This is a genomic window from Rhizobacter sp. P2_D12, from assembly GCF_056404395.1.
This window is the reverse complement of the sequence record NZ_JBFUEB010000020.1, coordinates 1-23967: the sequence shown is the minus strand read 5'-3', so window position 1 is coordinate 23967 and position 23967 is coordinate 1. Positions and strand designations below refer to the sequence as shown.

At 69.1% G+C, this 23967-nt stretch carries 20 protein-coding genes; 16 read left to right on the top strand and 4 right to left on the bottom strand.

Annotated elements, in window-relative coordinates; genetic code table 11:
- The first annotated feature begins 148 nt into the window (after positions 1 to 148).
- From dnaN to AC1DYN_RS09205, 8 genes are all read left to right on the top strand, one after another.
- Positions 149 to 1267, top strand: coding sequence for a DNA polymerase III subunit beta (gene dnaN / locus AC1DYN_RS09240; RefSeq protein ID WP_477958829.1), 1119 nt, complete (start codon positions 149 to 151; stop codon positions 1265 to 1267).
- Between the two features lie 65 nt (positions 1268 to 1332).
- Complete coding sequence (gene gyrB, locus AC1DYN_RS09235; RefSeq protein WP_477958828.1) at positions 1333 to 3849, top strand: DNA topoisomerase (ATP-hydrolyzing) subunit B; 2517 nt, start codon at positions 1333 to 1335, stop codon at positions 3847 to 3849.
- Positions 3850 to 3965: 116 nt separating this feature from the next.
- Positions 3966 to 4343 carry a helix-turn-helix domain-containing protein gene (locus tag AC1DYN_RS09230; RefSeq protein ID WP_477958827.1) on the top strand — a complete coding sequence of 126 codons (378 nt, stop codon included), beginning with the start codon at positions 3966 to 3968 and terminating at the stop codon, positions 4341 to 4343.
- Positions 4340 to 5653, top strand: a complete 1314-nt coding sequence (locus AC1DYN_RS09225) for a type II toxin-antitoxin system HipA family toxin (RefSeq protein WP_477958826.1) — start codon at positions 4340 to 4342, stop codon at positions 5651 to 5653. The genes AC1DYN_RS09230 and AC1DYN_RS09225 overlap by 4 nt, the downstream gene beginning before the upstream one ends.
- 2 nt (positions 5654 to 5655) lie before the next feature.
- Entirely contained in the window at positions 5656 to 6216 is a 561-nt protein-coding gene (locus AC1DYN_RS09220) for an RNA 2'-phosphotransferase (protein ID WP_477958825.1), read from the top strand.
- A 43-nt stretch (positions 6217 to 6259) separates the two neighbouring features.
- The gene (locus AC1DYN_RS09215) at positions 6260 to 6736 is read left to right on the top strand and encodes a MarR family winged helix-turn-helix transcriptional regulator (RefSeq protein WP_477958824.1); all 477 of its coding nucleotides are present in this window, start codon (positions 6260 to 6262) and stop codon (positions 6734 to 6736) included.
- Positions 6737 to 6994: 258 nt separating this feature from the next.
- Positions 6995 to 7822 carry an alpha/beta fold hydrolase gene (locus AC1DYN_RS09210; protein WP_477958881.1) on the top strand — a complete coding sequence of 276 codons (828 nt, stop codon included), beginning with the start codon at positions 6995 to 6997 and terminating at the stop codon, positions 7820 to 7822.
- A 95-nt stretch (positions 7823 to 7917) separates the two neighbouring features.
- The gene (locus tag AC1DYN_RS09205; RefSeq protein WP_477958823.1) at positions 7918 to 10056 is read left to right on the top strand and encodes a hybrid sensor histidine kinase/response regulator; all 2139 of its coding nucleotides are present in this window, start codon (positions 7918 to 7920) and stop codon (positions 10054 to 10056) included.
- Positions 10057 to 10064: 8 nt separating this feature from the next.
- Here the strand turns inward: AC1DYN_RS09205 and AC1DYN_RS09200 are convergent, their stop codons facing one another.
- Complete coding sequence (locus AC1DYN_RS09200; protein ID WP_477958822.1) at positions 10065 to 11060, bottom strand: aldo/keto reductase; 996 nt, start codon at positions 11058 to 11060, stop codon at positions 10065 to 10067.
- 111 nt (positions 11061 to 11171) lie between these two features.
- On the opposite strand from AC1DYN_RS09200, the gene AC1DYN_RS09195 reads away from it, so the two are divergent.
- Positions 11172 to 12152, top strand: a complete 981-nt coding sequence (locus AC1DYN_RS09195; protein WP_477958821.1) for a LysR family transcriptional regulator — start codon at positions 11172 to 11174, stop codon at positions 12150 to 12152.
- Positions 12153 to 12165: 13 nt separating this feature from the next.
- Here the strand turns inward: AC1DYN_RS09195 and AC1DYN_RS09190 are convergent, their stop codons facing one another.
- Positions 12166 to 12726, bottom strand: coding sequence for a carboxymuconolactone decarboxylase family protein (locus AC1DYN_RS09190; protein ID WP_477958820.1), 561 nt, complete (start codon positions 12724 to 12726; stop codon positions 12166 to 12168).
- A gap of 11 nt (positions 12727 to 12737) precedes the next feature.
- Positions 12738 to 13904, bottom strand: a complete 1167-nt coding sequence (locus tag AC1DYN_RS09185; protein WP_477958819.1) for a YbfB/YjiJ family MFS transporter — start codon at positions 13902 to 13904, stop codon at positions 12738 to 12740.
- Positions 13905 to 14008: 104 nt separating this feature from the next.
- On the opposite strand from AC1DYN_RS09185, the gene AC1DYN_RS09180 reads away from it, so the two are divergent.
- Positions 14009 to 14866, top strand: a complete 858-nt coding sequence (locus AC1DYN_RS09180; RefSeq protein ID WP_477958818.1) for a LysR substrate-binding domain-containing protein — start codon at positions 14009 to 14011, stop codon at positions 14864 to 14866.
- A 32-nt stretch (positions 14867 to 14898) separates the two neighbouring features.
- Positions 14899 to 15813, top strand: a complete 915-nt coding sequence (locus tag AC1DYN_RS09175; protein ID WP_477958817.1) for an SMP-30/gluconolactonase/LRE family protein — start codon at positions 14899 to 14901, stop codon at positions 15811 to 15813.
- A gap of 555 nt (positions 15814 to 16368) precedes the next feature.
- Here AC1DYN_RS09175 and rtcR read toward each other — a convergent pair.
- Positions 16369 to 17970 (bottom strand): RNA repair transcriptional activator RtcR, encoded by a 1602-nt coding sequence (rtcR, locus tag AC1DYN_RS09170; protein WP_477958816.1) that lies wholly within the window; start codon positions 17968 to 17970, stop codon positions 16369 to 16371.
- Positions 17971 to 18559: 589 nt separating this feature from the next.
- Between rtcR and AC1DYN_RS09165 the strand changes: the two genes are divergently transcribed.
- The 5 genes from AC1DYN_RS09165 to AC1DYN_RS09145 form a co-directional block, all read left to right on the top strand.
- A complete protein-coding gene (locus AC1DYN_RS09165; protein ID WP_477958815.1) occupies positions 18560 to 19699 on the top strand; it encodes a slipin family protein in 1140 nt (379 codons plus the stop codon).
- 29 nt (positions 19700 to 19728) lie between these two features.
- Positions 19729 to 20958, top strand: coding sequence for an RtcB family protein (locus AC1DYN_RS09160; RefSeq protein WP_477958814.1), 1230 nt, complete (start codon positions 19729 to 19731; stop codon positions 20956 to 20958).
- Between the two features lie 4 nt (positions 20959 to 20962).
- Positions 20963 to 22327: a hypothetical protein gene (locus tag AC1DYN_RS09155; RefSeq protein ID WP_477958813.1), complete on the top strand. Its 1365-nt coding sequence runs from the start codon at positions 20963 to 20965 to the stop codon at positions 22325 to 22327.
- Entirely contained in the window at positions 22324 to 23382 is a 1059-nt protein-coding gene (rtcA, locus tag AC1DYN_RS09150; RefSeq protein WP_477958812.1) for an RNA 3'-terminal phosphate cyclase, read from the top strand. Before AC1DYN_RS09155 ends, rtcA begins: the two co-directional genes overlap by 4 nt.
- A gap of 86 nt (positions 23383 to 23468) precedes the next feature.
- Positions 23469 to 23967, top strand: a 499-nt coding sequence (locus AC1DYN_RS09145) for an SWIM zinc finger family protein (protein ID WP_477958811.1), incomplete at its 3' end; no start/stop codon positions are given.

The following is a 23967-nucleotide window of genomic DNA, read 5'->3' as shown; positions in this document are numbered from 1 at the left end:
CAGGAAGTTGTTGTGTGGGAGTCCCGCAGTTCGAGGGCATCTGCACACAGGGTTCGACGATCTGCAAGCGGTTGATGGAAAAGGGGAAAATGGCGTTTTCCACAAGGAACGCCGTCCTCTACTAAGACGACTAATTTAAGAGGTTGACATGATTGTCTTGAAGGCAGCGCAAGAAAAAGTGTTGGGAGCCCTGCAAGCCGTTTCCGGCATCGTCGAACGCAGGCACACCTTGCCGATCCTGGCCAACGTGCTGATCCGCAAGACGGGCAGCCAGGTCGAGCTGACCAGCAGCGACCTGGAGATCCAGGTCCGCACCACGGCCGAGTTCGACGGCGACGCGAGCAACTTCGCGACCACCGTCGGCGCACGCAAGCTGATCGACATCCTGCGTTCGCTGCCGGCCGACCAGACCGTCACGCTGAGCGCGGCGCAGAACAAGCTGACGCTGCAGGGCGGCAAGAGCCGCTTCACGCTGCAGACGCTGCCGGCCGACGACTTCCCGCTGGTGCAGGAAGCGGCCGACTTCGGCCCGGTCTTCAGCGTGCCGCAGAAGACGCTGAAGATGCTGATCAACCAGGTGCACTTCGCGATGGCGGTGCACGACATCCGCTACTACCTGAACGGCATCCTGTTCGTCGCCGAAGGCAAGAGCCTGACGCTGGTGGCGACCGACGGCCACCGCCTGGCGCTGGCGCAGGCCAACCTCGACGTCGAGATCCCGAAGCAGGAGGTGATCCTGCCGCGCAAGACGGTGCTCGAGCTGCAGCGCCTGCTGAAGGACGAGAAGGAAGGCCAGGACAGCCCGATCGAGATGCGCTTCGCCGGCAACCAGGCCAAGTTCAGCTTCAGCGGCATGGAGTTCGTCACCAAGCTGGTCGAGGGCAAGTTCCCCGACTACAACCGCGTGATCCCGAAGAACCACAAGAACCACGTGACGCTGGGCCGCGCGCCGCTGCTGGCCAGCCTGCAGCGCGCCGCGATCCTGACCAGCGAGAAGTTCAAGGGCGTGCGCGTCAACATCGAGCCGGGCGTGCTGCGCATCGCATCGAGCAATGCCGAGCAGGAAGAGGCCAAGGAAGAGCTCGAGGTCGACTACAACGGCGACGCGATCGAGATCGGCTTCAACGTCACCTACCTGATGGACGCACTGGCCAACATGAGCGTCGAGATGGTCAAGCTGGAGCTGCAGGACACCAATTCCAGCGCCCTGTTCACCGTGCCCGAGCAGGCGGGCTTCAAGTACGTCGTGATGCCGATGCGGATCTGATCCGAGGATCGCGATCCGCAGGCCGGCTGCCCGTACCCGATGTATTCCATGAGTTCAATACCGCGATGACCGATTCCCTGAACATTCCCGATGACGGCGCTGCCAAGAAGGCGGCTGCGGATGCTGTGTCGAGCGCCTACGGCGAAGGCAGCATCCAGATCCTGGAAGGCCTGGAGGCCGTGCGCAAGCGTCCGGGCATGTACATCGGCGATACCTCCGACGGCACCGGGCTGCACCACCTGGTGTTCGAGGTGGTCGACAACTCGATCGACGAGGCCTTGGCCGGCTACTGCGATGACATCGTCGTGACCATCCACAGCGACAACGCGATCAGCGTGACCGACAACGGCCGCGGCATCCCGACGGGCGTGAAGATGGACGACAAGCACGAGCCCAAGCGCAGTGCGGCCGAGATCGCGCTGACCGAGCTGCATGCGGGCGGCAAGTTCAACCAGAACAGCTACAAGGTGTCGGGCGGTCTGCACGGCGTGGGCGTGTCATGCGTGAATGCGTTGTCAAAGTGGCTGCGCCTGACGGTGCGCCGCGACGGCAAGACGCATTTCATCGAGTTCCGCAAGGGCGTGCCGCAAGACCGCGTGCTGGAGATGCGCGATGGCTTCGAGGTGAGCCCGATGAAGGTGACGGGCGAGACCGAGAAGCGCGGCACCGAGGTGCACTTCCTGCCCGACGATGAGATCTTCAACAACATCGATTTCCACTACGACATCCTCAGCAAGCGGCTGCGCGAGCTGAGCTTCCTGAACAACGGCGTCAAGATCCGGCTGGTCGACGAGCGCAACAACAAGGAAGACAACTTTGCCTTCATCGGCGGCGTGAAGGGGTTCGTCGACTTCATCAACACCGGCAAGAAGGTGCTGCACCCGAACATCTTCCACGCCACCGGCGACAAGCTGTCGGACCAGAACACCAACATCACCACCGAGGTGGCGATGCAGTGGAACGACGGCTACAGCGAGAACGTGCTGTGCTTCACCAACAACATCCCGCAGCGTGATGGYGGCACCCACCTGACCGGCCTGCGTGCCGGGATGACACGGGTCATCAACAAGTACATCGAGGACAACGAGCTGGCCAAGAAGGCCAAGGTCGAGATCACCGGCGACGACATGCGCGAGGGCCTGTGCTGCGTGCTGAGCGTGAAGGTGCCGGAGCCGAAGTTCAGCAGCCAGACCAAGGACAAGCTGGTGTCCAGCGAAGTGCGGGGCCCGGTGGAAGACGTGGTCAGCAAGGCGCTGACCGACTACCTGCTGGAGAACCCGGTCGACGCGAAGATCATCTGCGGCAAGATCGTCGAGGCGGCGCGGGCCCGCGAGGCGGCTCGCAAGGCGCGCGAGATGACGCGTCGCAAGGGCGTGCTCGACGGCATGGGCCTGCCGGGCAAGCTGGCCGACTGCCAGGAGAAGGACCCGGCGCTGTGCGAGATCTACATCGTCGAGGGCGACTCCGCCGGCGGCTCGGCCAAGCAGGGCCGCGACCGCAAGTTCCAGGCGATCCTGCCGTTGCGGGGCAAGATCCTGAACGTGGAGCGGGCGCGCTTCGAGCGGCTGTTGACCAGCAATGAAATCCTGACGCTGATCACGGCGCTGGGCACGAGCATCGGCAAGGACGAGTTCAACCCGGACAAGCTGCGCTACCACCGCATCATCATCATGACCGACGCGGACGTCGACGGCGCGCACATCCGCACGCTGCTGCTCACGTTCTTCTATCGGCAGATGCCCGAGATCGTCGAGCGCGGCCACATCTACATCGCACAGCCGCCGCTGTACAAGGTAAAGCTCGGCAAGGAAGAGCAGTACCTGAAGGACGGCCACGAGCTCGATGGCTACCTGCTGAAGGTGGCGCTGAAGGACGCGAAGCTGGAGACCGGCGTCGGCGGCACGGTGCTGCTGGGCGAGACGCTGGAGACGCTGGCGCGCCAGTACGTGATGGCCAACAACGTGGTCGAGCGTCTGTCGAACTGGATGGACATCGAGGCCCTGCGCGCGATGGCCAACGGCCTGGCGCTGGACCTTGACACGCTGGAAGCGGCCGAGTTGTCGGCGGCGGGGTTGAAGGCGGCGTTGCACGACGCCGAGGTCACGGCCGAGTTCGACACGCGCACCGACAAGCACATCCTGCGCATCAGCCGCATGCACCATGGCAACCGCAAGAGCAGCGTGATCAGTGCCGACTTCGTGCATGGCGCCGACTACGAAGCCTTGTCGACCGCGGGCCAGACGTTCAAGGGGCTGGTCGCGGCCGACGCGGTGATCAAGCGCGGTGAGGGCGAGAAGCAGAAGGAAGCCAAGGTCGGCGACTTCCGCCAGGCGATGGCATGGCTGCTGCAGCAGGCCGAATCGGCCGTCGGTCGCCAGCGCTACAAGGGCCTGGGCGAGATGAACCCGCAGCAGTTGTGGGAGACGACGATGGACCCGAACGTGCGGCGCCTGCTGCGCGTGCAGATCGACGACGCGATCGAGGCCGACCGGGTGTTCACGATGCTGATGGGCGACGAGGTGGAGCCGCGGCGCGACTTCATTGAGACGAATGCGTTGCGGGCGGCGAACATCGACGTGTGAGCGTGCTTTGCCGTCAGCGATCGCGTTGGCGAGGCAGCGCTGGGAAGTGCCGCTGAAATGGCGATCCGTATAAATAGAGTTTATCAAATAAGGCCGTATTGATATAATCTATTTGTATGCCTAAGACGCCACGCGCGCTTGCGCAACTGCCCCCGGCCACGGTCGCCGCTCTCGAAAAGCTCGGCGCCGACCTGGCGGTGGCGCGTCTGCGCCGCGGCGAATCGTTGAAAACCTGGGCGGCTCGCCTGGGCGTGACGGTGCCGACGCTGCTGCGCCTGGAGGCCGGTGACGCGGGTGTCAGCCTGGGCATCCTCGCGACCGCGTTGTGGCTCGTGGGACGGGATGGGCAGCTGGCCGACCTCGCTTCGCCCGAGCATGACCAGGGCGCGCTCGAACTGGACGTGCGCGAGGCGATGAACCTCGGCAAGGAACGGGCGCAAGCGTCTGCCGAAGCCCGGCTGCGCCGGCAGCAGAAGGGCGGGGCCGGCGAATGAAGTTCGATGTCCACCACCTCTGGTTCCTCGGCGACCCGACCGCGCCGAGGTTCGTCGGCACGCTGCGCCTGGTGCAGTCCGGCAAGGGCGTGTCGCTGCAGTACGGGCCGCAGTGGCTGGCCGCAGGTTTCGCGCTGAGTGAAGACCTGCCCCTGGTCGACGTCGAACACCTGCCGCGCGGTCGCTTGGCCGCCGGTGCTGCGATGGCGGCCGGCGCGGTCGACGATGCCCGGCCCGACCGCTGGGGCGAGCGCGTCATCCAGTACATCGATCGTCCGAAGCGCCTGTCGCTGATGGAGTACCTGTACTTTGCGGGCGACGACCGCTTCGGCGCACTGGGCGTGTCGACCTCCGACCAGCACTACCTGCCGCGCGCCGGCGGCCCGCTGCCGCGGCTGGCCGAGGTGCAGGCGATCAGCGAGGTCGTGGCCAAGGTGGCCGCCTCCGAAGCCATCACCGACACCGAACGGCGCGTGCTCGTCTCGGGCGGCAGCTTCGGTGGTGCCAAGCCCAAGGCCCTGGTCGAGATCGGTGGCGAGCAGTGGGTGGTGAAGTTCTACAACGGCGAGCCGGTCGATTCGCCGCTGGTCGAGCACGCGACGATGACGCTGGCCGCGCAGGCCGGCATCCACGTCGCCGAGACCCGGGCGCTGCCGCTGGTGGGGCAGCATGCGATTGCCGTGCGGCGCTTCGATCGTGGAGAGGGGCGCCGCATCCACAGCATCTCGGCGGGCACGGCATTGCGCGCAGCCACCGCCGCAGGCCAGGAGCCAGACATGGGCTACCCCGCGCTCGCGCAACTGCTGCGCCGCACCGGCGTTGCGGCAGACGGCGCGAACATGGCCGATGCCGCCGAGCTGTTCCGGCGCATGGTGTTCAACATCCTGGTCGACAACACCGACGACCACGAGAAGAACCACGCGCTGCTCGCCGTTGCTCCGTCGAGCAACGGGCGCTTCCGGCTGGCGCCGGCGTATGACGTGCTGCCGTCGAACTCGGGCCAGGGTTTCCAGGAGTTCATCTGCGGCGACATGGGCCGCGACTCGACGCTCGCCAATGCGATGTCGCAGTGCCAGGCGTTCGGCCTGGCCCGCGCAGAAGCGGCGACCGCCGTGGCGGAGGTCATCGGCGTGGTGGACGGCTGGCGCGATCACTTCGCTGCCGCGGGTGTGACGCCTGCCGACATCGAGCAACTTGCCGAACGCATCGATGGCGATGAACTCCTCGCGCAACGCAAAGGCTTCGACGCCACCGGCCATGCAGCACCGCCACCGCGCCGGGTCCGCCGGGGTCCGTTCAATCGCAGCTGACGATGCAGCCGAAGGAAGCGAGCTCCCTCAGCAAGTTCCTGAGCCTGGTGCTGCGGCACGAACCGCAGCGCATCGGGCTGGTGCTGGACCAGGCCGGCTGGGTCGGCATCGACGATCTGCTGCAGAAGTCGGAGGCCGCCGGCAAGCCGTTGTCGCGCGAGCAGCTGCAGCAGATCGTCGACAGCAGCGACAAGCAGCGCTTCGCGATCAGTGCAGACGGTCAGCGCATCCGCGCCAACCAGGGGCATTCGGTGGACGTCGACCTGGGGCTCGCGCCCGCGCTGCCGCCGCCCCACTTGTTCCACGGCACCGCGACCCGCTTCCTGGACGCGATCCTGCGCGACGGCCTGCAACGCCGCGAGCGGCACCACGTGCACCTGAGCGCGCGCCAGGACACCGCGGCGGCCGTGGGCGAGCGCCATGGCCAGCTCGCCTTGCTCGAAGTCGACGCTGCCGCGATGCAGGCCGATGGCCATCGTTTCTTCTGTTCCGCCAATGGCGTGTGGCTGACGGACGCGGTGCCGGCCCGGTACCTGACGCTGCGCAACCCGGATCCTGGTTAAAAGTCGCTTGCGTTTAAATCGTGTGCGATATAAAGTTCGCACCATGGACAGCAAGCCGACCCCCACCGCCGCGCAGGCCGCCGTGCGCGCCGACCTGCTGGCGCTGCAAGGCCAGCTGTGCTTCGCGCTCTACTCGACGATGCTCGGCGTCAACAAGGTCTACCGCTCGCTGCTGCGTGACCTCGACCTCACCTACCCGCAGTACCTGGTGATGCTGGCGCTGTGGGAACGCGACGGCATCAACGTCTCCGAGATCTGCGAGCAGCTCTTCCTCGAGACCCCCACCGTGACACCGTTGCTCAAGCGCCTCGAAGCCCAAGGCCTGGTGCAGCGCGACCGCAGCAAGGCGGACGAGCGCCAAGTGATCGTCTCGCTGACCGATGCCGGCCGCGCACTGCGCGCCAAGGCCGAGGGCGTGCCGGGCTGCGTGGCCCAGGCGATGGAGCTGTCGCCGGGGCAGATCGACGAGTTGCGCGACGTGCTGGTCACCTTGCGCGCCAGTCTTCACAAGAACGCCTGAGTGATGCCATGGGCCTTCCCACGTCTTCGAACCCCCTAAATATCGCACGCGATATGAATGTGTAATCTCGAATACCTCATTCCCAACCCGCCTGCCCAACCCCAGGAGAAAACCATGTCCCAACCGTCCCATCCTTCGCGTCGCCAACTGCTCGCCGGCAGCGCCATCGCTGCCGCCGGCACGGTGGCCGCCGCCATCGGGAGCGCTCCCGCCGGCGCCGCCACCCCGTCCTCCCATGCCCTGAAAGGAAGCAAGACCATGAGCAACTACATCAGCACCCGCGACGGCACCCAGCTCTACTTCAAGGACTGGGGCAGCGGCCAGCCGGTCGTCTTCAGCCACGGCTGGCCGCTCAGCTCGGACAGCTGGGAGTCGCAGATGATCTTCCTGGCTTCGCAGGGTTACCGCACGGTGGCGCACGACCGGCGCGGCCATGGCCGGTCGAGCCAGCCGTGGAACGGCAACGAGATGAACACCTATGCCGACGACCTGGCCACGGTGCTCGAGACGCTGGACCTGAAGAACGTCGTGCTGGTCGGCTTCTCGACCGGCGGTGGCGAGGTGGCGCGCTACATCGGCCGCCATGGCACGAAGCGCGTCGCGAAGGCGGTGCTGGTGTCGGCGGTGCCGCCGCTGATGCTGAAGACGCCGGCCAACCCGGGCGGCCTGCCGATCGAGGTGTTCGACGGCATCCGCGCCGGCCAGCTGGCCAACCGTTCGCAGCTCTACAAGGACATCCCGTCCGGCCCGTTCTTCGGCTTCAACCGCCCGGGTGCGAAGTTCTCGCAAGGCCTGGTCGATTCGTGGTGGGCGCAGGGCATGCAAGGCGGGCACAAGAACACCTTCGACAGCATCAAGGCGTTCTCCGAGACCGACTTCACCGAGGACCTGAAGAAGTTCGACGTGCCGACGCTGATCGTGCACGGCGATGACGACCAGATCGTGCCGATCGGCGCCTCGGGTCTTGCTTCCTCAAAGTTGGTGAAGAACTCGAAGCTGGTCGTCTACCCGGGGGCGCCGCACGGCTTGACCGACACGCACAAGGACAAGCTGAACGCCGACCTGCTCGCCTTCATCAAGGAATGAGTCCCGGCGCCGGGTGAAACTGCCGTTGGCGTCCCTGCGTGCCCGGGCTATAACGGGCGCACACCACCAGTGGCCCAGCCACGCAGGGAGCCCGCGTGAACGACGACCCGACCGGTCAGGAGTGGCGCCTCTCGTTCCGGCGTCTCGCCGTCGGCGCCGCGCTGATGCTGGCCGTCGTCGGCGGGTTCCTCGCATACTCGCTGTGGGCCAGCCACCAGCGCTACCAGGCGGCCGCGGCCGACAACCTGCAGAACCTGACGCTGAACCTGGAGCGCTACCTGTTCACGCGCGTGCAGGCCGCCGACCTGGTGCTGCAATCGGCCGTGCAGGAATACCGGCGCCTCAGCGCCCAGCCACCGGTGCGCCAGGAGCAGTTCACCGAGGTGCTGATCAGCCTGCAGCAGCGGCTGCCCGAATCCCCCGCGCTGCGCGCCGCCGATGCGGCCGGGCTGGTGCAGTACGGCGCCGGTGCCGATCCGGCGCGGGCCATCAACGTTGCGCAGAGGTACTTCTTCAAGACCGCGACGGCCTCGCCCGGGCTGATCCTCGGCCTGCCGCTGAAATCGCGCATCACCTCGCGCTGGGTGCTGCCGATCGCGCGCCAGCTGCGCAACGCGGACGGCGGGCTGGCCGGCGTTGTCTACCTCAACATGGACCTCGACGACCTGGCCGGCATCATGCGGTCGCTGAAGGTCGGCGAGCGCGGCGTCATCACCGTCTTCAACAGCCAGCGCGACGTGCTGCTGCGCCTGCCCGAGACGCCGCTGCTGGCCGACGAGCAGCCGGCGCGCCTGCAGTCGCCGCAGACGCAGGATGCGGTGGCCAGCGGCCAGCCGGCCGGCAGCTTCGAGACGCGCAGCACCATCGACCAGCAGCTGCGCACGGTGATGTACCGCCAGCTCGGCCGCTATCCGGCCTACGTGCTGATCGGCCTGGAGCGCCACGAGGTGATGGCCGCCTGGTACCGCGAGTGCACGCTCGCCGCCGTCTTCTGGCTGCTGCTGGTGGCCGGCACCACCGTGCTGCTGGCGATCCAGCGGCGGGCCGTGCGGCAGCGCGCGGCCACGCTGGCCGAGCTCGACGCGGCCCGGCAGCACGCCGAGGCGGCCAGCCGCTCGAAGTCGCTGTTCCTCGCCAACATGAGCCACGAGATCCGCACGCCGCTGAACGGCGTGCTCGGCTTCGCGCAGATCGGCCAGCGCGACCTGTCGATGCCGGCCGAGGTGCGCTCGCGCTTCGGCCGCATCCTCGAGTCGGGCCGGCTGCTGCAGGGCATCCTCGACGACGTGCTCGACATGTCGAAGATCGAGGCCGGCAAGCTGCTGCTCGACGAGTCGGTGCTGCCGCTGCGCCCGATCGCGCAGCGCGCCGTCGACCTCGTGCGCACCGCCGCGGCCGAGAAAGGCGTGGCGCTGAGCCTGGTCGTCGACGAGCAGGTGCCCGAACGGATGCGCGTCGACGGACTGCGCCTGGGCCAGGTGCTGCTCAACCTGCTGTCGAACGCGGTCAAGTTCACCGACGTGGGCCAGGTCGTGATGAGCCTGGAGGTGGATCACGACGAACTGCTGATCGAGGTGGCCGACAGTGGCGTCGGCATGTCGGCCGAGCAGATCGGGCGCCTGTTCGTGTCCTTCGAGCAGGCCGACGCGTCGACGACGCGGCGCTACGGCGGCACCGGCCTCGGGCTGGCCATCAGCAAGCGGCTGGTCGAGCTGATGCGCGGCTCGATCCGCGTGTCCAGCCGCAGCGGCGAAGGCTCGGTGTTCTGTGTGCGGCTGCCGCTGGCCGATGCGGTGTCGCAACCCGGTGACCGTGCGCACGCGGTGCCGGCGAGCGACTCGCCGCGCGCGCGCCTGGCCGGCCTGCACGTGCTGGTGGCCGAGGACAACCAGGTCAACCAGATCGTGATCCAGAGCCTGCTGGAAGGCGAGGGCGCGCGCATCGACATCGTCGCCGATGGCCACCAGGCGATCGCGCGCGTCGGCGCACCCGGCTGTTCCTACGACGTGGTGCTGCTCGACGTGATGATGCCCGGCATCGACGGCTACGAGACGGCGCGCCGCATCCATGCGCTCCATCCGGACCTGCCCATCATCGGCCAGACCGCCCATGCCTTGCAGGAGGAGCGCGCGCAGTGCCTGGCCGCCGGCATGGTCGAGCGCGTCACCAAGCCCATCGACGCCGACGAGTTGGTGCGGGTGGTGCTGCGCTACAGCCGCAGCCGGGTGACGTAGGCGACAGGTCAAGCCTCGCTGTCGAGGTGCGCCATCTGCTCGGCCCCGTAGCGCGCGCCGGCCGCGGCGTCGCGCGGCACCGCCGCCTCGATGCGCGCCAGCGTCTCGTCCGACAGCGACAGGCGCAGCGCGCCCAGCGCATCGTCGAGCTGCCTGCGGGTGCGCGACCCCACCAGCGGCACCATCCGCACGCCCATCGCGCGCGAGCGCGCCAGCACCCACGCGATGGCCACCTGCGACGCGCTGCCGCCGAGCGAACGCGCCAGGTCCTGCAGCACCGCAGCCAGCGCCTGGTTGCGCAGCAGGTTCTCGCCCTGGAAGCGCGGCAGGTGGCTACGGTAGTCCTGCGGCCCGGTCGGTCGCGAGCCGGCCAGCAGGCCACGCGACAGCACGCCGTACGCGGTAACGCCGATGCCGAGCTCCTTCAGCAACGGGAAGATCGCGTCTTCGGGCGAGCGGCTCAGCAGCGAGTACTCGATCTGCAGGTCGGCGATCGGATGCACGCGGTGCGCCCGCGCGATCGTCTCGGGGCCGACTTCGGACAGCCCGACGTGCCGGACCCAGCCGGCCTTCACCAGGTCCGCGATGGCGCCGACGGTGTCCTCGATCGGCACCGCCGGGTCGAGCCGCGCGATGCGGTAGATGTCGATGTGGTCGGTGCCCAGGCGCTTCAGGCTGTATGCGACGAAGTTCTTCACCGCGACCGGGCGGCCGTCCATGCCGAGGAAGGCGCCTTCCGGCGACCGCAGGCCGCCGAACTTGACCGAGACCAGCGCCTGCTCGCGCCGCCCCTTCAGCGCCTCGCCGATCAGCAGCTCGTTGTGGCCCATGCCGTAGAAGTCGCCGGTGTCCAGCAGCTTGATGCCGGCATCCAGCGCCGCATGCAGCGTGGCGATGGCCTCGGCGCGGTCGCTCGCGCCATACAGGTCGGACATGCCCATGCAGCCGAGGCCGAGGGCGGAGACGTCATGCGGGCCGTCGGCGCCGAGGGAGACGGTGTTCATGCGGGATCCTTGGGTTGAAGCGTCGGTGCAGGCACTCTATTGGGTGTGCGGGTACGAATAAACCCACGGGTTCAGAACGAACTGTTCTCAAGTACAGATATAAACGAGCCCATGGCGATCGATCGTTTTCGCAGCATGGAGGTCTTCACCCGCGTGGTGGAGCTGGGCAGCTTCTCGGGCGCCGCGCTCGCCCTGCAGATGCCCAAGGGCCGCGTCACCACCGTCATCCAGGAGCTCGAGGGCCACCTGGGTGTGCGGCTGCTCAACCGCACGACGCGCCGCGTCAGCCTGACCGACGACGGCGCGATGTTCCACCAGCATGCCCAGGCGATGCTGCAGCAGGTGCACGAGGTCGAAGGGGCGCTGCGGCAGTCGGTCGGCGTGCCGTCGGGGCGGTTGCGAGTGGATGTCGCGGCGGCGATCGGCCGCCACGTGATCGCACCGGCGTTGCCCGACTTCTGCAGCCGCTACCCGGGCATCGTGCTGGAGCTGGGCAGCTCCGACCGGCCGGTCGACCTGCTGGCCGAAGGCTACGACTGCGTGGTGCGCGGCGGCGACGTGCACGACGAAAGCCTGGTCGGCCRCCTGCTCGGCCGGCTGCCGGTGCTGACCTGCGCCGCGCCGTCCTACCTGGCCGCGCACGGCACGCCGCAGACGCTGGACGACCTGCCGCGGCACCGCTTCGTCAACTTCTATTCGCCGCGCGACGGCCACCTGTTCCCGTTCGACTTCTACCGCGACGGCGAACGCCACCAGGTGCGCGGCGAGCACGCGGTGGCATGCAACGATGCCGACACCTACATCGCCACCGGCGTCGCCGGCCTGGGCCTGATGCAGACGCCGTGCAGCCGCGTCGTGGCGCGGCACCTGGCGGAGGGCCGGCTGGTGCGCGTGATGGAAGCATGGGATGCAGGCAGCCTGCCGGTGACGCTGCTGTACGCGCGCAACCGCCACCTGGCGGCCAAGGTGCGCGCCTTCAGCGACTGGATGGCGGAGCTGTTCCGCACCGAGTTCGCAGACGTGCCGGCCGTCGGCGACGCCAGCCTGCTGTCGCCGTGGCTCGCGACCTTGCAGCGCGAGACGCGGCGCTGACGCCCGGCCCGCGTCAGCGGGGGAAGGGCGGGATCGGCGTCACGCCGCTGCCCGGCTCCTCGGGGATCTGCCCGACGTTGAGCACCATCGACACCATCGTGTAGTAGCCCACCAGGCTGGTCAGCTCGACCACGCCGGCCTCGCCGAAGCGGGCGGCGGCGCGCGCGTAGGTGGCGTCGCTGACGCCGTGCCGCTGCAGCAGCTCGCTGCAGAAGTCGTGCAGCAGCGCTTCGTCGGCGTCCATCGCGTCGGGGCGGCGGCCGTCGCGTACCGCATCGATGGTTTCCTGCGAAGTGCCGGCCTTCAAGGCCAGCGGCACGTGCACGTGCCACTCGAACTGCTGGCTGCAGTGGCGCGCCACCAGCAGCGTCGCGAACTCGCTGCTGCGCGGGGTCAGCGAGGTGCCGAAGCGCAGGAAGGCGCCGAGCTTCTGAACGTGCGCGAGCAGCTCGGGGCTGCGCAGCAGCGCGATGAACGGCCCCTTGACGGCCTTGCGCGGGCCGGCGATCAGTTCGTCGGCGGCGGCGCGTTGGGCCGGGGTCATGGCGGTGTCGGGCAGGGGAGGCAGTCGCATGGGTCTCGCTCTCAGGGGTGGACGGTGACGGGAGCCGCGCGCGGCCGCAGCAGCACGAGCGCGCTGGCCAGCAACGCGGCCGCGGCCGCGAGGCTGGGGCCGATGATGACCGATGACAACGGGCCGGCCGGCACCGTCAGCGGCCCGACCAGCTGGCCGAGCGCGAAGGCGGCCGTCATCGTCGCGACCAGCCGGGCCGGCGCCGCGCCGGCCTCGCGGCGTGCCTCCTGGAAGCTGGCCATCGTGACGACCATGAAGGTGCCGCCGACGCCTGCGGCGCAGAGCAGGATCGCACCCAGGCCCGGCAGCACCGCCGGCGCCGCGACGCCCACCGCCATCACGGCCAGGCCCCCGCCGAACACGCGGCGCGGCGCGGCCTGCGCGAACCAGCGCGCGGCCACCAGCGTCGACAGCGCGGCGGCCAGCCCGAACAGCGGCCAGGCCCAGCCGAACACCTGCGGATCCGGGAACAGCTGCCGGCCGAGCGCCGGCAGGAAGGTGGCGGGGATGATGTAGCCGTAGCCGAACAGGCCGTAGCAGGCGACCAGGATCCAGGCCTCGCGCGTGAACGGGCGGGGTGCGGTGGCGATCGCGGTGGCGGCCGGTGCCGAATCGCCCAGCGGACGCCACGCGACGAGCGCCGCCGCGGCCGCAAGCCCGCCCAGCAGCTGCCAGCCGGCCGCGGCCGACCAGCCGCGCACGCCGGCCGCGAGACCCAGTCCACCGGCCAGCATCATCCCGCTGCCGACCCCCGCGAAGACCCAGCCCGACCAGGTGCTGCGCTGCCGTCGCGCCAGCTGTGCCAGCGCCCACGACGACGCGCCGACCAGCACCCAGGCACTCGCGACGCCGGCCAACCCGCGCCACAGCAACCATGCGCGGTAGTCGTCGCCGAAGCCCATCGCGAGCGTGGCCAGCGAGACGGCGGCCAGCCCGGCCCGCGCGACCGTGCCGGCCGGCAGCGGCCAGGCCGCGCACAGCAGCGCACCCAGCAGGTAGCCGGCGTAGTTGACGCTGGCGAGCCACGCACCGTGCGGCAGCGACAGCCCGGCGTCCTGCATCAGCGGCAGCAGCGGCGTGAACGCGAAGCGGCCGATGCCCATGCCGCTGGCCAGGCACAGCGCGCCCAGCACGGCGGCGCCGGCGGCGGAGGGAGAGGGAGCGTCCGGGTTCGGCATGCCGGGATGCTAGTCACCGATGCTGTTCCGCGATATTGAATTATTCAGAACGACTTGTTCTGGAATGGCGAACAGGATCGCCGGCAACGTGGCAGCATCGCGGCATGGACCTCGAAGCCCTTTCCATCTTCCGTACCGTGGTGCACGAAGGCGGCATCCTGAAGGCCGCGCGCAAGCTGCACCGCGTGCCGTCGAGCGTGACGACGCGCGTGCAGCAGCTCGAGGCGTCGCTCGGCGCCGAGCTGTTCCACCGCGACCGGCAGCGCCTGCACCTGTCGCCGCGCGGGCAGGTGCTGCTCGACTATGCCGAGCGCCTGCTGAGCCTGTCGGACGAGGCGCGGCAGGCGGTGGTGGGCGGCGCACCGAGCGGCGTGCTGCGCATCGGCGCGCTCGAAAGCACCACCGCGAGCCGGCTGCCGGCCGTGCTGGCGGCCTACCACCGGCGCTACCCGGAGGTGCGCGTCGAGCTGAGCACCGGCACCAACGATGCGCTGCTGGCGTTGCTGGTGGCGCGCCGCATCGACGCGGCCTTCATCGTCGAGGCGCCGGCCGACAAGTCGCTGGCGACGATGCCGCTGTTCCGCGAGCGGCTGGGCATCATCTCGGCGGCGACGCACGCACCGATCGTGCGGGCGCAGGACGTGCAGGACGACTCGGTGATCAGCTTTCCCGACGGCTGTGCCTACCGCCGCGTGCTGATGCGCTGGCTGGGCGACCGGCGCGTCGCGTCGATGCGCGTGCTGGAACTGAGCTCGTACCACGCGATCGTCGCCTGCGTGGCGGCCGGCACCGGCATCGCGCTGGTGCCGCAGGCGGTGCTGGCCACGCTGCGCAGCCCGCCGGTGCTGTGGCATGCGTTGCCCAAGGTGCATGCCGAGCGGGTCACGCCGCTGGTGTGGCGCGCCGGCGAGGTGCCGCCGGCGCTGGCCGCGCTGCAGGACAGCCTGCGCCAGCCTGCCTGAGCGCTACAGTGGGCGGCAGGAGGCACCGCACCATGGCCGAGACCGATTTCGAGATCCTCGACGAGCGATTCCGCAGCTGCGTGCGCACCAGCGCCCGCGTCGACACGTTGCACCAGGGCATGCGCTGGGCCGAGGGGCCGGTCTACGTGCCGGCCGGGCGCTACCTGCTGTGGAACGACATCCCGAACAACCGCACCATGCGCTGGGACGAGACCGACGGCCGCGTCAGCGTCTTCCGCGAGCCGTCGAACTTCGCCAACGGCAACACGCTGGACCGCCTGGGCCGGCTCGTCAGCTGCGAGCACGGCTCGCGCAGCGTGACGCGCACCGAGCACGACGGCAGCATCACCACGCTGGCCGCGCACGTCAACGGCAAGCGCCTGAACAGCCCGAACGACGTGGTGGTGAAGTCCGACGGTTCGATCTGGTTCACCGACCCGGCCTACGGCATCGACTCCGACTACGAGGGCCACCGGGGCGAGAGCGAGACCGGTGGCTGCCACGTCTACCGGCTCGACCCGAACAGCGGCGACTGCGCGCGCGTGGCCGACGACTTCGTGCGACCGAACGGGCTCGCCTTCTCGCCCGACGAATCGAAGCTCTACATCGTCGACAGCGGCGTCACGCACCAGCCCGACGGACCGCGGCACATCCGCGTGTTCGACGTGTCGGCGCGCGGCACGCTGTCGGGCGGCGCGGTGTTCGCGACCTGCAGTGCCGGCCTGTTCGACGGCTTCCGCGTCGACGAGCAGGGCCGGCTGTGGTGCGGCGCGAACGACGGCGTGCACTGCCTCGCGCCCGACGGCACGCTGCTCGGCAAGGTGAAGACCGCCGAGCGGGTGGCCAATGTCGTGTTCGGCGGGCCCAAGCGCAACCGCCTCTTCATGTGCGCGACCAGTTCGCTGCTGGCGGTGCTGTTGCCGGTCAACGGGGTCAAGACGGTTTGATCACGGCCGGTGAAGTAATGCTTGACGAACCCGTAAAGAGTTTTTACGATCCGCGCCTTGCTTGAAAAAGCGCACCGAATCGACTGAATCCGAGGACCCATCGTGACAAGCCGCCACCTTTCCTTCCACCTGCAGCAAGCCGTCCGTGCATCGGGCGAGTGCGGCTGCATGGCGGAAGGCAAGCGCGACGGCAACGATCGCGGGCATCCGGGAGAAGGCGGGGCTTGAGGCCCACCCTTCGACTCTGTTCACAGAGGCCCGGATTCCGACAAGGATCCGGGCCTTTCTGCTTTTTGGCGTGCTTGATGTGCTTCACCCGCTTCACTTCGGGTGTGCCCTTGCCCTCCGCGTCCGCACGAAATGGTGTTGGCGGCGCGGGATGTGCGCGGCCCGGACCCGGGCCCCGTGCAGCGAGACACCACATCCGACGGGATGCTCGCGCTTGGACACAGCCGAAGTGCAGTGGATGCCCGATGGACAAGGCCCTGAACGACATACCGCGCGGTGCGATGCCGCGCGGCCAGGGCCAGGGGGTTCGACTCCCCCGCCACGGCATCAGGCTGTCACCCGGTCCCAGCTGAGGCCGTGCTTCGCGAGGTATTTGCGCAGCCGGTCGGCGTCGTTGACGACGCTGCGCTGCTGGCGCGAGACATGGAACAGCTGCCGGCCCGCGTCCGACAGGCTGCGCGCGCGCCGGCACACCTGCAGCACCGACTGCAGCTGCAGCCGGTCGAACAGGTCGAGTGCAGCGGCGGCATCGCCGAGCAGCGCATCGAGGTCGGCACCGGCTGCCTCGGGGGCGTCGCCCGCGTGGTGCTGCCACAGCCAGCGCAGGCGCTGCAGCTCGGCCTCGACCAGCGGCGAGGCGATGCGCCCGCCATCGGCCAGCGTGGCGAGCCGCGTGACGCTGGCGGACAGGTCGCGGAAGTTGCCGCGCCACAGCGCCTCGGGCGATTGCGCGAAGCGCAGGTACTGCGCCTTGGCCTCCGCGTTGAAGCGCACCGCGCGGCCCAGCTCGGCGGCGGCGCGGGCCAGCAGGTGCTCGACATTGGGTTCGATGTCCTCCGGCCGTTGCGCCAGGCCCGGCAGCGTGTAGCTCCACAGGTTGATGCGGGCGTACAGGTCTTCGCGGAAGCGGCCCTCGGCGACGTCGATGCGCAGGTCGCGGTTGGTGCCGGCGACCAGCTGGAAGTCGCTCGCCACTTCGCGGTCGCTGCCCATCGGGTAGAAGCGCTTTTCCTCCACCGCCTTCAGCAGCATCGCCTGCTCGTCCTGGCCCAGCTCGCCGATCTCGTCGAGGAACAGCACGCCGCCGTGCGCGCTGCGCAGCAGGCCGGCGCGGTCGGCCGCTGCGCCGGTGAACGCGCCCTTGCGGTGGCCGAACAGCGTGGACGCCGCGCCGTCGCCATGCAGCGTCGCGCAGTTCACCTCGACGAACTCGCCGCCCACCTGGTGACGCGACTTCTTCAGCTCGTACATGCGCCGCGCGAGGTGCGACTTGCCGGCGCCGGTCGGCCCGGTCAGCAGGATGGGCGCGCGCGAGCGCACCGCCACGCGCTCGATCTCGTCGATCAGCGTGTTGAAGGCCGCGTTGCGGGTCGCGATGCCGCTCTTCAGGAAGTCGACGGCGTCCTGCTGCTCGCGGTCGAAGCGCTGCGCGAGCACGTCGTAGCGCGACAGGTCGAGGTCGATCAGCGTCAGGTGGCCGGGGTTGTCGTGGGCCTGCTTCTTGGGCGGCGCGGTCTGCAGCAGCACGCCGGGGATGAAGCGCGACTCGACCATCAGGAACATGCAGATCTGCGCGACGTGGGTGCCGGTGGTGATGTGCGCCCAGTACTGCTCGCGCTCGGTGTCGAAGTCGTAGGCGCGCACCCAGTCGTAGAGCGCGCCGTACATCTCGCCGAAATCCCACGGGTCGGCCAGGTCCATCGCGACCAGGTTGACCCGCGTCTCCGGCGACACCGAGGCCATGTCGCGCTGCACCTGCTGCGCCAGGCCCTCGTGGCGCGGCGTGTGGATCAGCTCGAGGCGGTGCACGACGGTGTCGGGCTGCTGCACCAGCGACACGGTGGGACGCCACTTCTCCCAGCGGCCGGCGCCCTGGCCGGCGTCGAGCTGGGTGCCGAGGAAGCCGATGACAACGGTCTGTTTGGTCATGGATGAATGGATAGGAGACTAGCTGAAAGTCTAGCAATTTGGCGGATGGAGGCGGTGACTGAGCGGCGGTGGAATGCCTATCTGTCGGTAAATTTCATTTGAAATCAATGGCTTGTGAAGTCGGCTCGGCAGGGTGGCCTCAGTTGGCACGCCGACTGCAATACATCAGGCGTCCGACACGAACGAAGAACGCTGTAGGTGAGGGGTTGAGGTGAAAGCCTGCCCCGCCGGTGCAGGCAATCCGGGGCGTGAGCTCCGTCGGTGGCATGCATGCCGCGCCTTCGGGAAGGTCGTGCTTGGTGAGTGCTCGTTGAGCGCGCACGGGTTCGAACCCCGTACCCAATGGCCTCAAAAACCATTTTCAGAAATCGGTCGAAAGACCTCCGCCGAACGCGGGAGACAGCCGGCTCGTCCGGGACGATCCCGTCAGTGGTGCGGCCCGCACGGTGAACCCGGTCGGCCCCTGCCCGCAGCCAGCGCCACGGCCTTGTCGTGTCGACCGCTGCAGGGCCGCAGGCCGGTGCGATCCCCGTCCGCCGCACCGCTGTAACGGTCCCCATTCGTTGATCAAGAAAAGAGAGAAGGCAAGATGTTGATGTTCAAGCGTTTCACGGTGAAGAAGAACGAGCGCGGCCTGCTGCTGCGCAATGGCGATTTCGAACGCGTGCTGCAACCGGGCGCGCACCGGGTGTTCGCCGGCCGGGACCGCCTGAGCCTGGAGACCTTCTCTCTGGAGCAACCGGTGTTCGCGCACGCGCTGGCCGACTACCTGATGGCGCGCGAGCCGGCGGTCATTGCGGCGGAGTTCGTGAAGGTCGAGCTGTCGGAGACGCAGGTGGGCCTGCGCTTGGACAACGGCGTGCTGGTCGAGGTGCTGCCGCCGACCACGCGGCGCCTGTACTGGAAGGGCCTGGTCGAGGTGCAGATCGAGGTGATCGACATCGAGGCCGGCGTGGAACTGGCCCCGGCCTTGACGGCGCGCCTGGCGCAGACGCAGTTGCGCCAGCGCGGCGTGGCGGGCCTGGGCGGCGTGCTGCAGGTGCAGGTGAACGAGTTCGCGGCCGGCCTCCTGTGGGTGGACGGCAAGGTCGAGCGCGTGCTGGCGCCGGGCTCGTACGCCTTCTGGAAGTTCAATCGCACCGTCTCGGTGGACGTGGTGGACCTGCGTCTGCAGGCGCTGGATGTTGCGGGCCAGGACATCCTGACGCGTGACAAGGTGAGCCTGCGGCTGAACATGGTGGCGACCTGGCGCGTGACCGACGTGCTGAAGGCCTGGACCCGGCTGCAGAAGCCGGCCGAGCACCTGTACCGGGAGCTGCAGTTCGGGCTGCGCGCGGCCGTGGGCACACGCACCTTGGACGAGCTGCTGGAGAACAAGGGCGTGATCGACGAGGTCGTGACGGGCTACGCGCAGGGCAAGCTGGCGGACTACGGCATGGCGCTCGAGAGCGTCGGCGTCAAGGACATCGTGCTGCCGGGCGAGATGAAGACCATCCTGGCGCAGGTGGTCGAGGCGCAGAAGGCGGCCGAGGCCAACGTGATCCGCCGCCGCGAGGAAACGGCGGCCAGCCGTTCGCTGCTCAACACGGCCAAGGTGATGGAGGACAACCCCACCGCGTTGCGCCTGAAGGAGCTGGAGACGCTGGAGCGCGTGGCCGAACGGATCGACAAGATCTCGGTGTTCGGCGGCTTGGATGGCGTGCTGAACGGGCTGGTGAAGCTGGCCTGAAGCGACAAGACAAAGGAAGCGAGGACAAGATGGAAGCAGTCAAGAACTACAGCGTCGAAGACATCGAAGGCGGCGTGCCCGTGAAGATGTGGACCCGCGGCGTGCCGGTCGAGGACGAGGCGAAGAAGCAGCTCGCCAACGCGGCCCGCCTGCCGGTGGTCTTCAAGCACATCGCGGCCATGCCCGACGTGCACCTGGGCATCGGTGCGACCGTCGGCTCGGTGATCCCGACGCTGCGCGCGATCATCCCGGCCGCGGTCGGTGTCGACATCGGCTGCGGGATGATGGCCTGCAAGACCACGCTGCGCGCGGAGGACCTGCCGGACAACCTGGGCCCGCTGCGCTCGGCGATCGAGCGCGCGGTGCCGCACGGCTCGTCGCCGCGCCACCGTGGCCGCGACCAGGGCAGCTGGGAGAACCCGCCGGAGACGGTGGACGACGTCTGGGCGACGCTGGTCGACGAGTTCGATGCGCTGTGCGAGCTGCACCCGCGGCTGAAGAACACCAACAACCGCAAGCACCTGGGCACGCTGGGCTCCGGCAACCACTTCATCGAGGTCTGCCTCGACGAGGAGGGCGCCGTGTGGTTCATGCTGCATTCGGGGTCGCGCGGCGTCGGCAACGCGATCGGCACGCACTTCATCGAGCTGGCCAAGAAGGACGCCGAGCAGCACCAGCGCAACCTGCCCGACCAGGACCTGGCGTACTTCGAGGAAGGCGCACAGTACTTCGGCGACTACGTGCGCGGCGTCGGCTGGGCGCAGAAGTTCGCGGCGCGCAACCGCGAAGTGATGATGACCAACCTGATCGCGACGGTGCGCCAGGTGATCGCGAAGCCGTTCGAGACCTACGTCGAGGCGGTGAACTGCCACCACAACTACGTGCAGCAGGAGCGTCACTTCGGCGAGGACGTGTTCGTGACCCGCAAGGGCGCGGTCAGCGCCAAGCGCGGCGAGCTGGGGATCATCCCGGGCAGCATGGGCGCGCGCAGCTACATCGTGCGCGGCCTGGGCAACCCGGAGAGCTTCGAGAGCTGCAGCCACGGCGCCGGTCGCGTGATGAGCCGCACGAAGGCGAAGAAGCTGTTCACGGTCGACGACCAGGTCAAGGCGACCGCGGGCGTCGAATGCCGCAAGGACAAGGACGTGATCGACGAGATCCCGATGGCCTACAAGGACATCGACGCGGTGATGACCGCGCAGAAGGACCTGGTCGAGGTGGTGCACACGCTGAAGCAGGTGGTGTGCGTGAAAGGATGAAGTGATGAACACGTGGTTGAACCGATGGCTCGGCAACCCGCGGGAGAGTGCGGGCAGCGTCGAAGCGTGGATGGCAGCAGCCGCCTCGACGAATGGCTACGAGCGCCAGCAAGCGGTGGAGGCGCTCGCGCGCAGCGATGACCCGCGCGCGCTGCGCGTGCTGCTGGTACGCGCGAACGACTGGGTGCCGCAGGTCAGGCAGGCGGCCGCCGAAGCGGTGCTGGCCTGGCTGGACGAGCACAGGCTCGACGGCTGGCGGCAGGCCTTGCCGGCGCTGTGGCGCCTGCGCGGCGCGGGCCGGGTCGACCACCGCGGTCTGCTGGAAGCCGTCGATGCGTTCCTGTCGGCGCCTTCGCGCTTGCAGCGCCTGGGAGTGGGTGTGCCCGCCTCCGATCGCGAGGCCGGTCGCTTCCTGTTCCAGCTGAGCCTCAAGGCAGGACATGCCGAAGCCGAGATGGAACGCGTGCTGGTCCGTGGCGTGGCTTCCGGCGATGTGTGGGTGGCGAGAATGGCCGCCTCGCGCCTGGGCGCACTGGCGACACAGGCGTCGCGCAGCCGTGCGGCGGCCGAAGCCTGCCGCAGCGTCTTCGGCGAGGTGCGCGCGGCCGGGCTGCGTTCGATGTCGGCCGGCGGCCAAGTCGTGCCGGCCGAATGGCTGAACCGGCTGTGCTTCGATGAACGCGCACTGGTTCGCCAGCTGGCCTTGTCGGCGGCAACGTCGGCCATGGTGGAGGCGGTCCAGTTGCGTGCGCTGGCCGTCGTCGGCAATGCGTCGAAGCCGGCGCGCGAACGGGTGGTGTCGCTGAAACTGTTGCGCGAGCTGCGGCATCCTGCGCATCGCGCCTGCTGCGAGGCCTTGATCGGATGCAGCAGCGGCGCGCTGCGGGCCGTGGCCTGCGAAGGACTGTTCGCCGAGACCGACGCGGACCTGCCGGCCTTGATCGAGCGGGCCTTGGTGGACGCTGCGCCGGCGGTGCAGCGGCTGGCCGTGAAGGCCGTGCAACGAGGTGCGCCGGCACCCTCGGCGCAACGCGTGCGGCAACTGGTCGAAGCCGTGCCCTCGCCGCGATCGATGCGGGTCGCGCTGCAACTGATGAGCCGTGCCTCACCCTGGGACCGCCTGTGGTTCGTGCTGGCGACCTTGGCCGACAGCGGGTTGTCGCAGGCCAGCGGGCACATGGTCGACGAAGGCTTGCTGGCCTGGTGCGAGGACATGGGCCGGTGCTTCGTCGTGCCGGCGCAAGCGCAGAAGCAGGCCGTGCGCGAAGCGTGGCAGCGCGCGAGTGCGCTCGTGGCCGAACCGCTGCGGGCACAGGTGCTGTTCCAGCTGCAGTCGTTCGGCATCGTGAACAACAACGACAAGGAATGAAGATGATCGAACTCGACGGCGCCACCGGGGAGGGTGGCGGCCAGATCCTGCGCAGCGCGTTGGCGCTTGCCATGTGCACCGGCCAGGGCGTCACGCTGCGCAACATCCGCGCGCGCCGCCCCAAGCCCGGCCTGATGCGCCAGCACCTGGCCTGTGTGCTGGCGGCCCAGGCCGTCAGCGGCGCGCAGGTGCAGGGCGCCGAGCCGGGCTCCGCCACGCTGGTTTTCGAGCCGGGTGCGCTGCGCCCCGGCGAGCATGCGTTCAGCGTCGGCACGGCCGGCAGCGCGACGCTGGTGCTGCAGACCGTGTGGCCGGCGCTGATGCTCGCGGCCGAGCCCAGCCGCCTGACGCTCGGCGGCGGCACGCACAACCCGATGGCGCCGCCCTTCCACTTCATCGAGCGCTGCTATGCGCCGCTGCTGCACCGGCTGGGCGCCGGCAGCCGCCTGCTGCTGCGCCGGCACGGCTTCTTCCCGGCGGGCGGCGGCGAGTTCGTCGCCGAGATCCTGCCCGCGGCCGGCGGGCTGCAGCCGTTCGACCTGCTGGAGCGCGGTGCGGCACAGGCCTCCTACGCCGAGTGCCTGGCCGCCGCGATCCCGCGCAGCGTGGCGGCGCGTGAACTCGCGATCGTGCAGCAGGCGCTCGGCTGGGCCGACGACGCGCTGCACGTGCCGGTGTTGCGCCAGAACGAAGGCCCCGGCAACGCGTTGATGGCGACGCTGGTGCATGAACACGTCACCGAACTCGCGATCAGCTTCGGCGAGCGCGGTCGCAGTGCCGAGCAGGTCGCGCAGTCGCTGCTGGCCGAGCTGCGCGTCTACCAGGCGGGCACCGGGGCGCTCGGCCCGCACCTGGCCGACCAGTGGACCCTGCCGCTCGCGCTGGCGGTGTGGCGCAGCGGCCGCGCGGCGCAGTTCAGCTGCACCGAGCTGACCGAGCACGCGCGAACCAACTTCGGCGTGATCGAGCGCTTCCTGCCGGTGCGCTTTGCGACCGACGGCGCCGATGGCCACTGGCGCGTGCGTGTCACGCGATCGGAGCCGAGCTCCCTTTAGACTGCGGCACATTCGCATCGGCAGGGAGCAGGGGGGATGGACCGTCACCAGGCGTACGCATCGGCATCGGCCGCGAGGCGGCCCGCATGACGCTGGGCGCCGAGGCCGTGCTGTCGCTGGCGCCCGACGCATCGTCGGCCAAGGCCGCGCGCGGGCTGGTGTCGCCCGGCCAGTGGCCGACGCTCGGCGCCAACCCGCAGGCGGTGTGGGGCGAATGCCAGGGCAGCGGCGCCAAGCCTTACCAGACGCAGGTCGACCTGTCCGGCCCGTCGTTCCGCTGCACCTGCCCGAGCCGCAAGTTCCCGTGCAAGCATGGCCTGGCGCTGATGCTGCTGCGCGCCGAGCAGGCGTCCTTGTTCAAGAACGCCGACGCCCCCGCGTGGGTCGGCGAATGGCTGGCCTCGCGCGCCGAGAAAGCCCAGAAACAGGAAGAGAAACAGCAGGCGCGTGCTGCCGAACCGGTGGACGCCGACGCCGCGGCCGCACGCGACGCGAAGCGCGAGGCGCAGCGCTGGGCGCGCATCGAAGGCGCGGCGCAGGAGCTGCAGCGCTGGCTGGCCGACCAGATCGCGAGCGGCCTGGGCG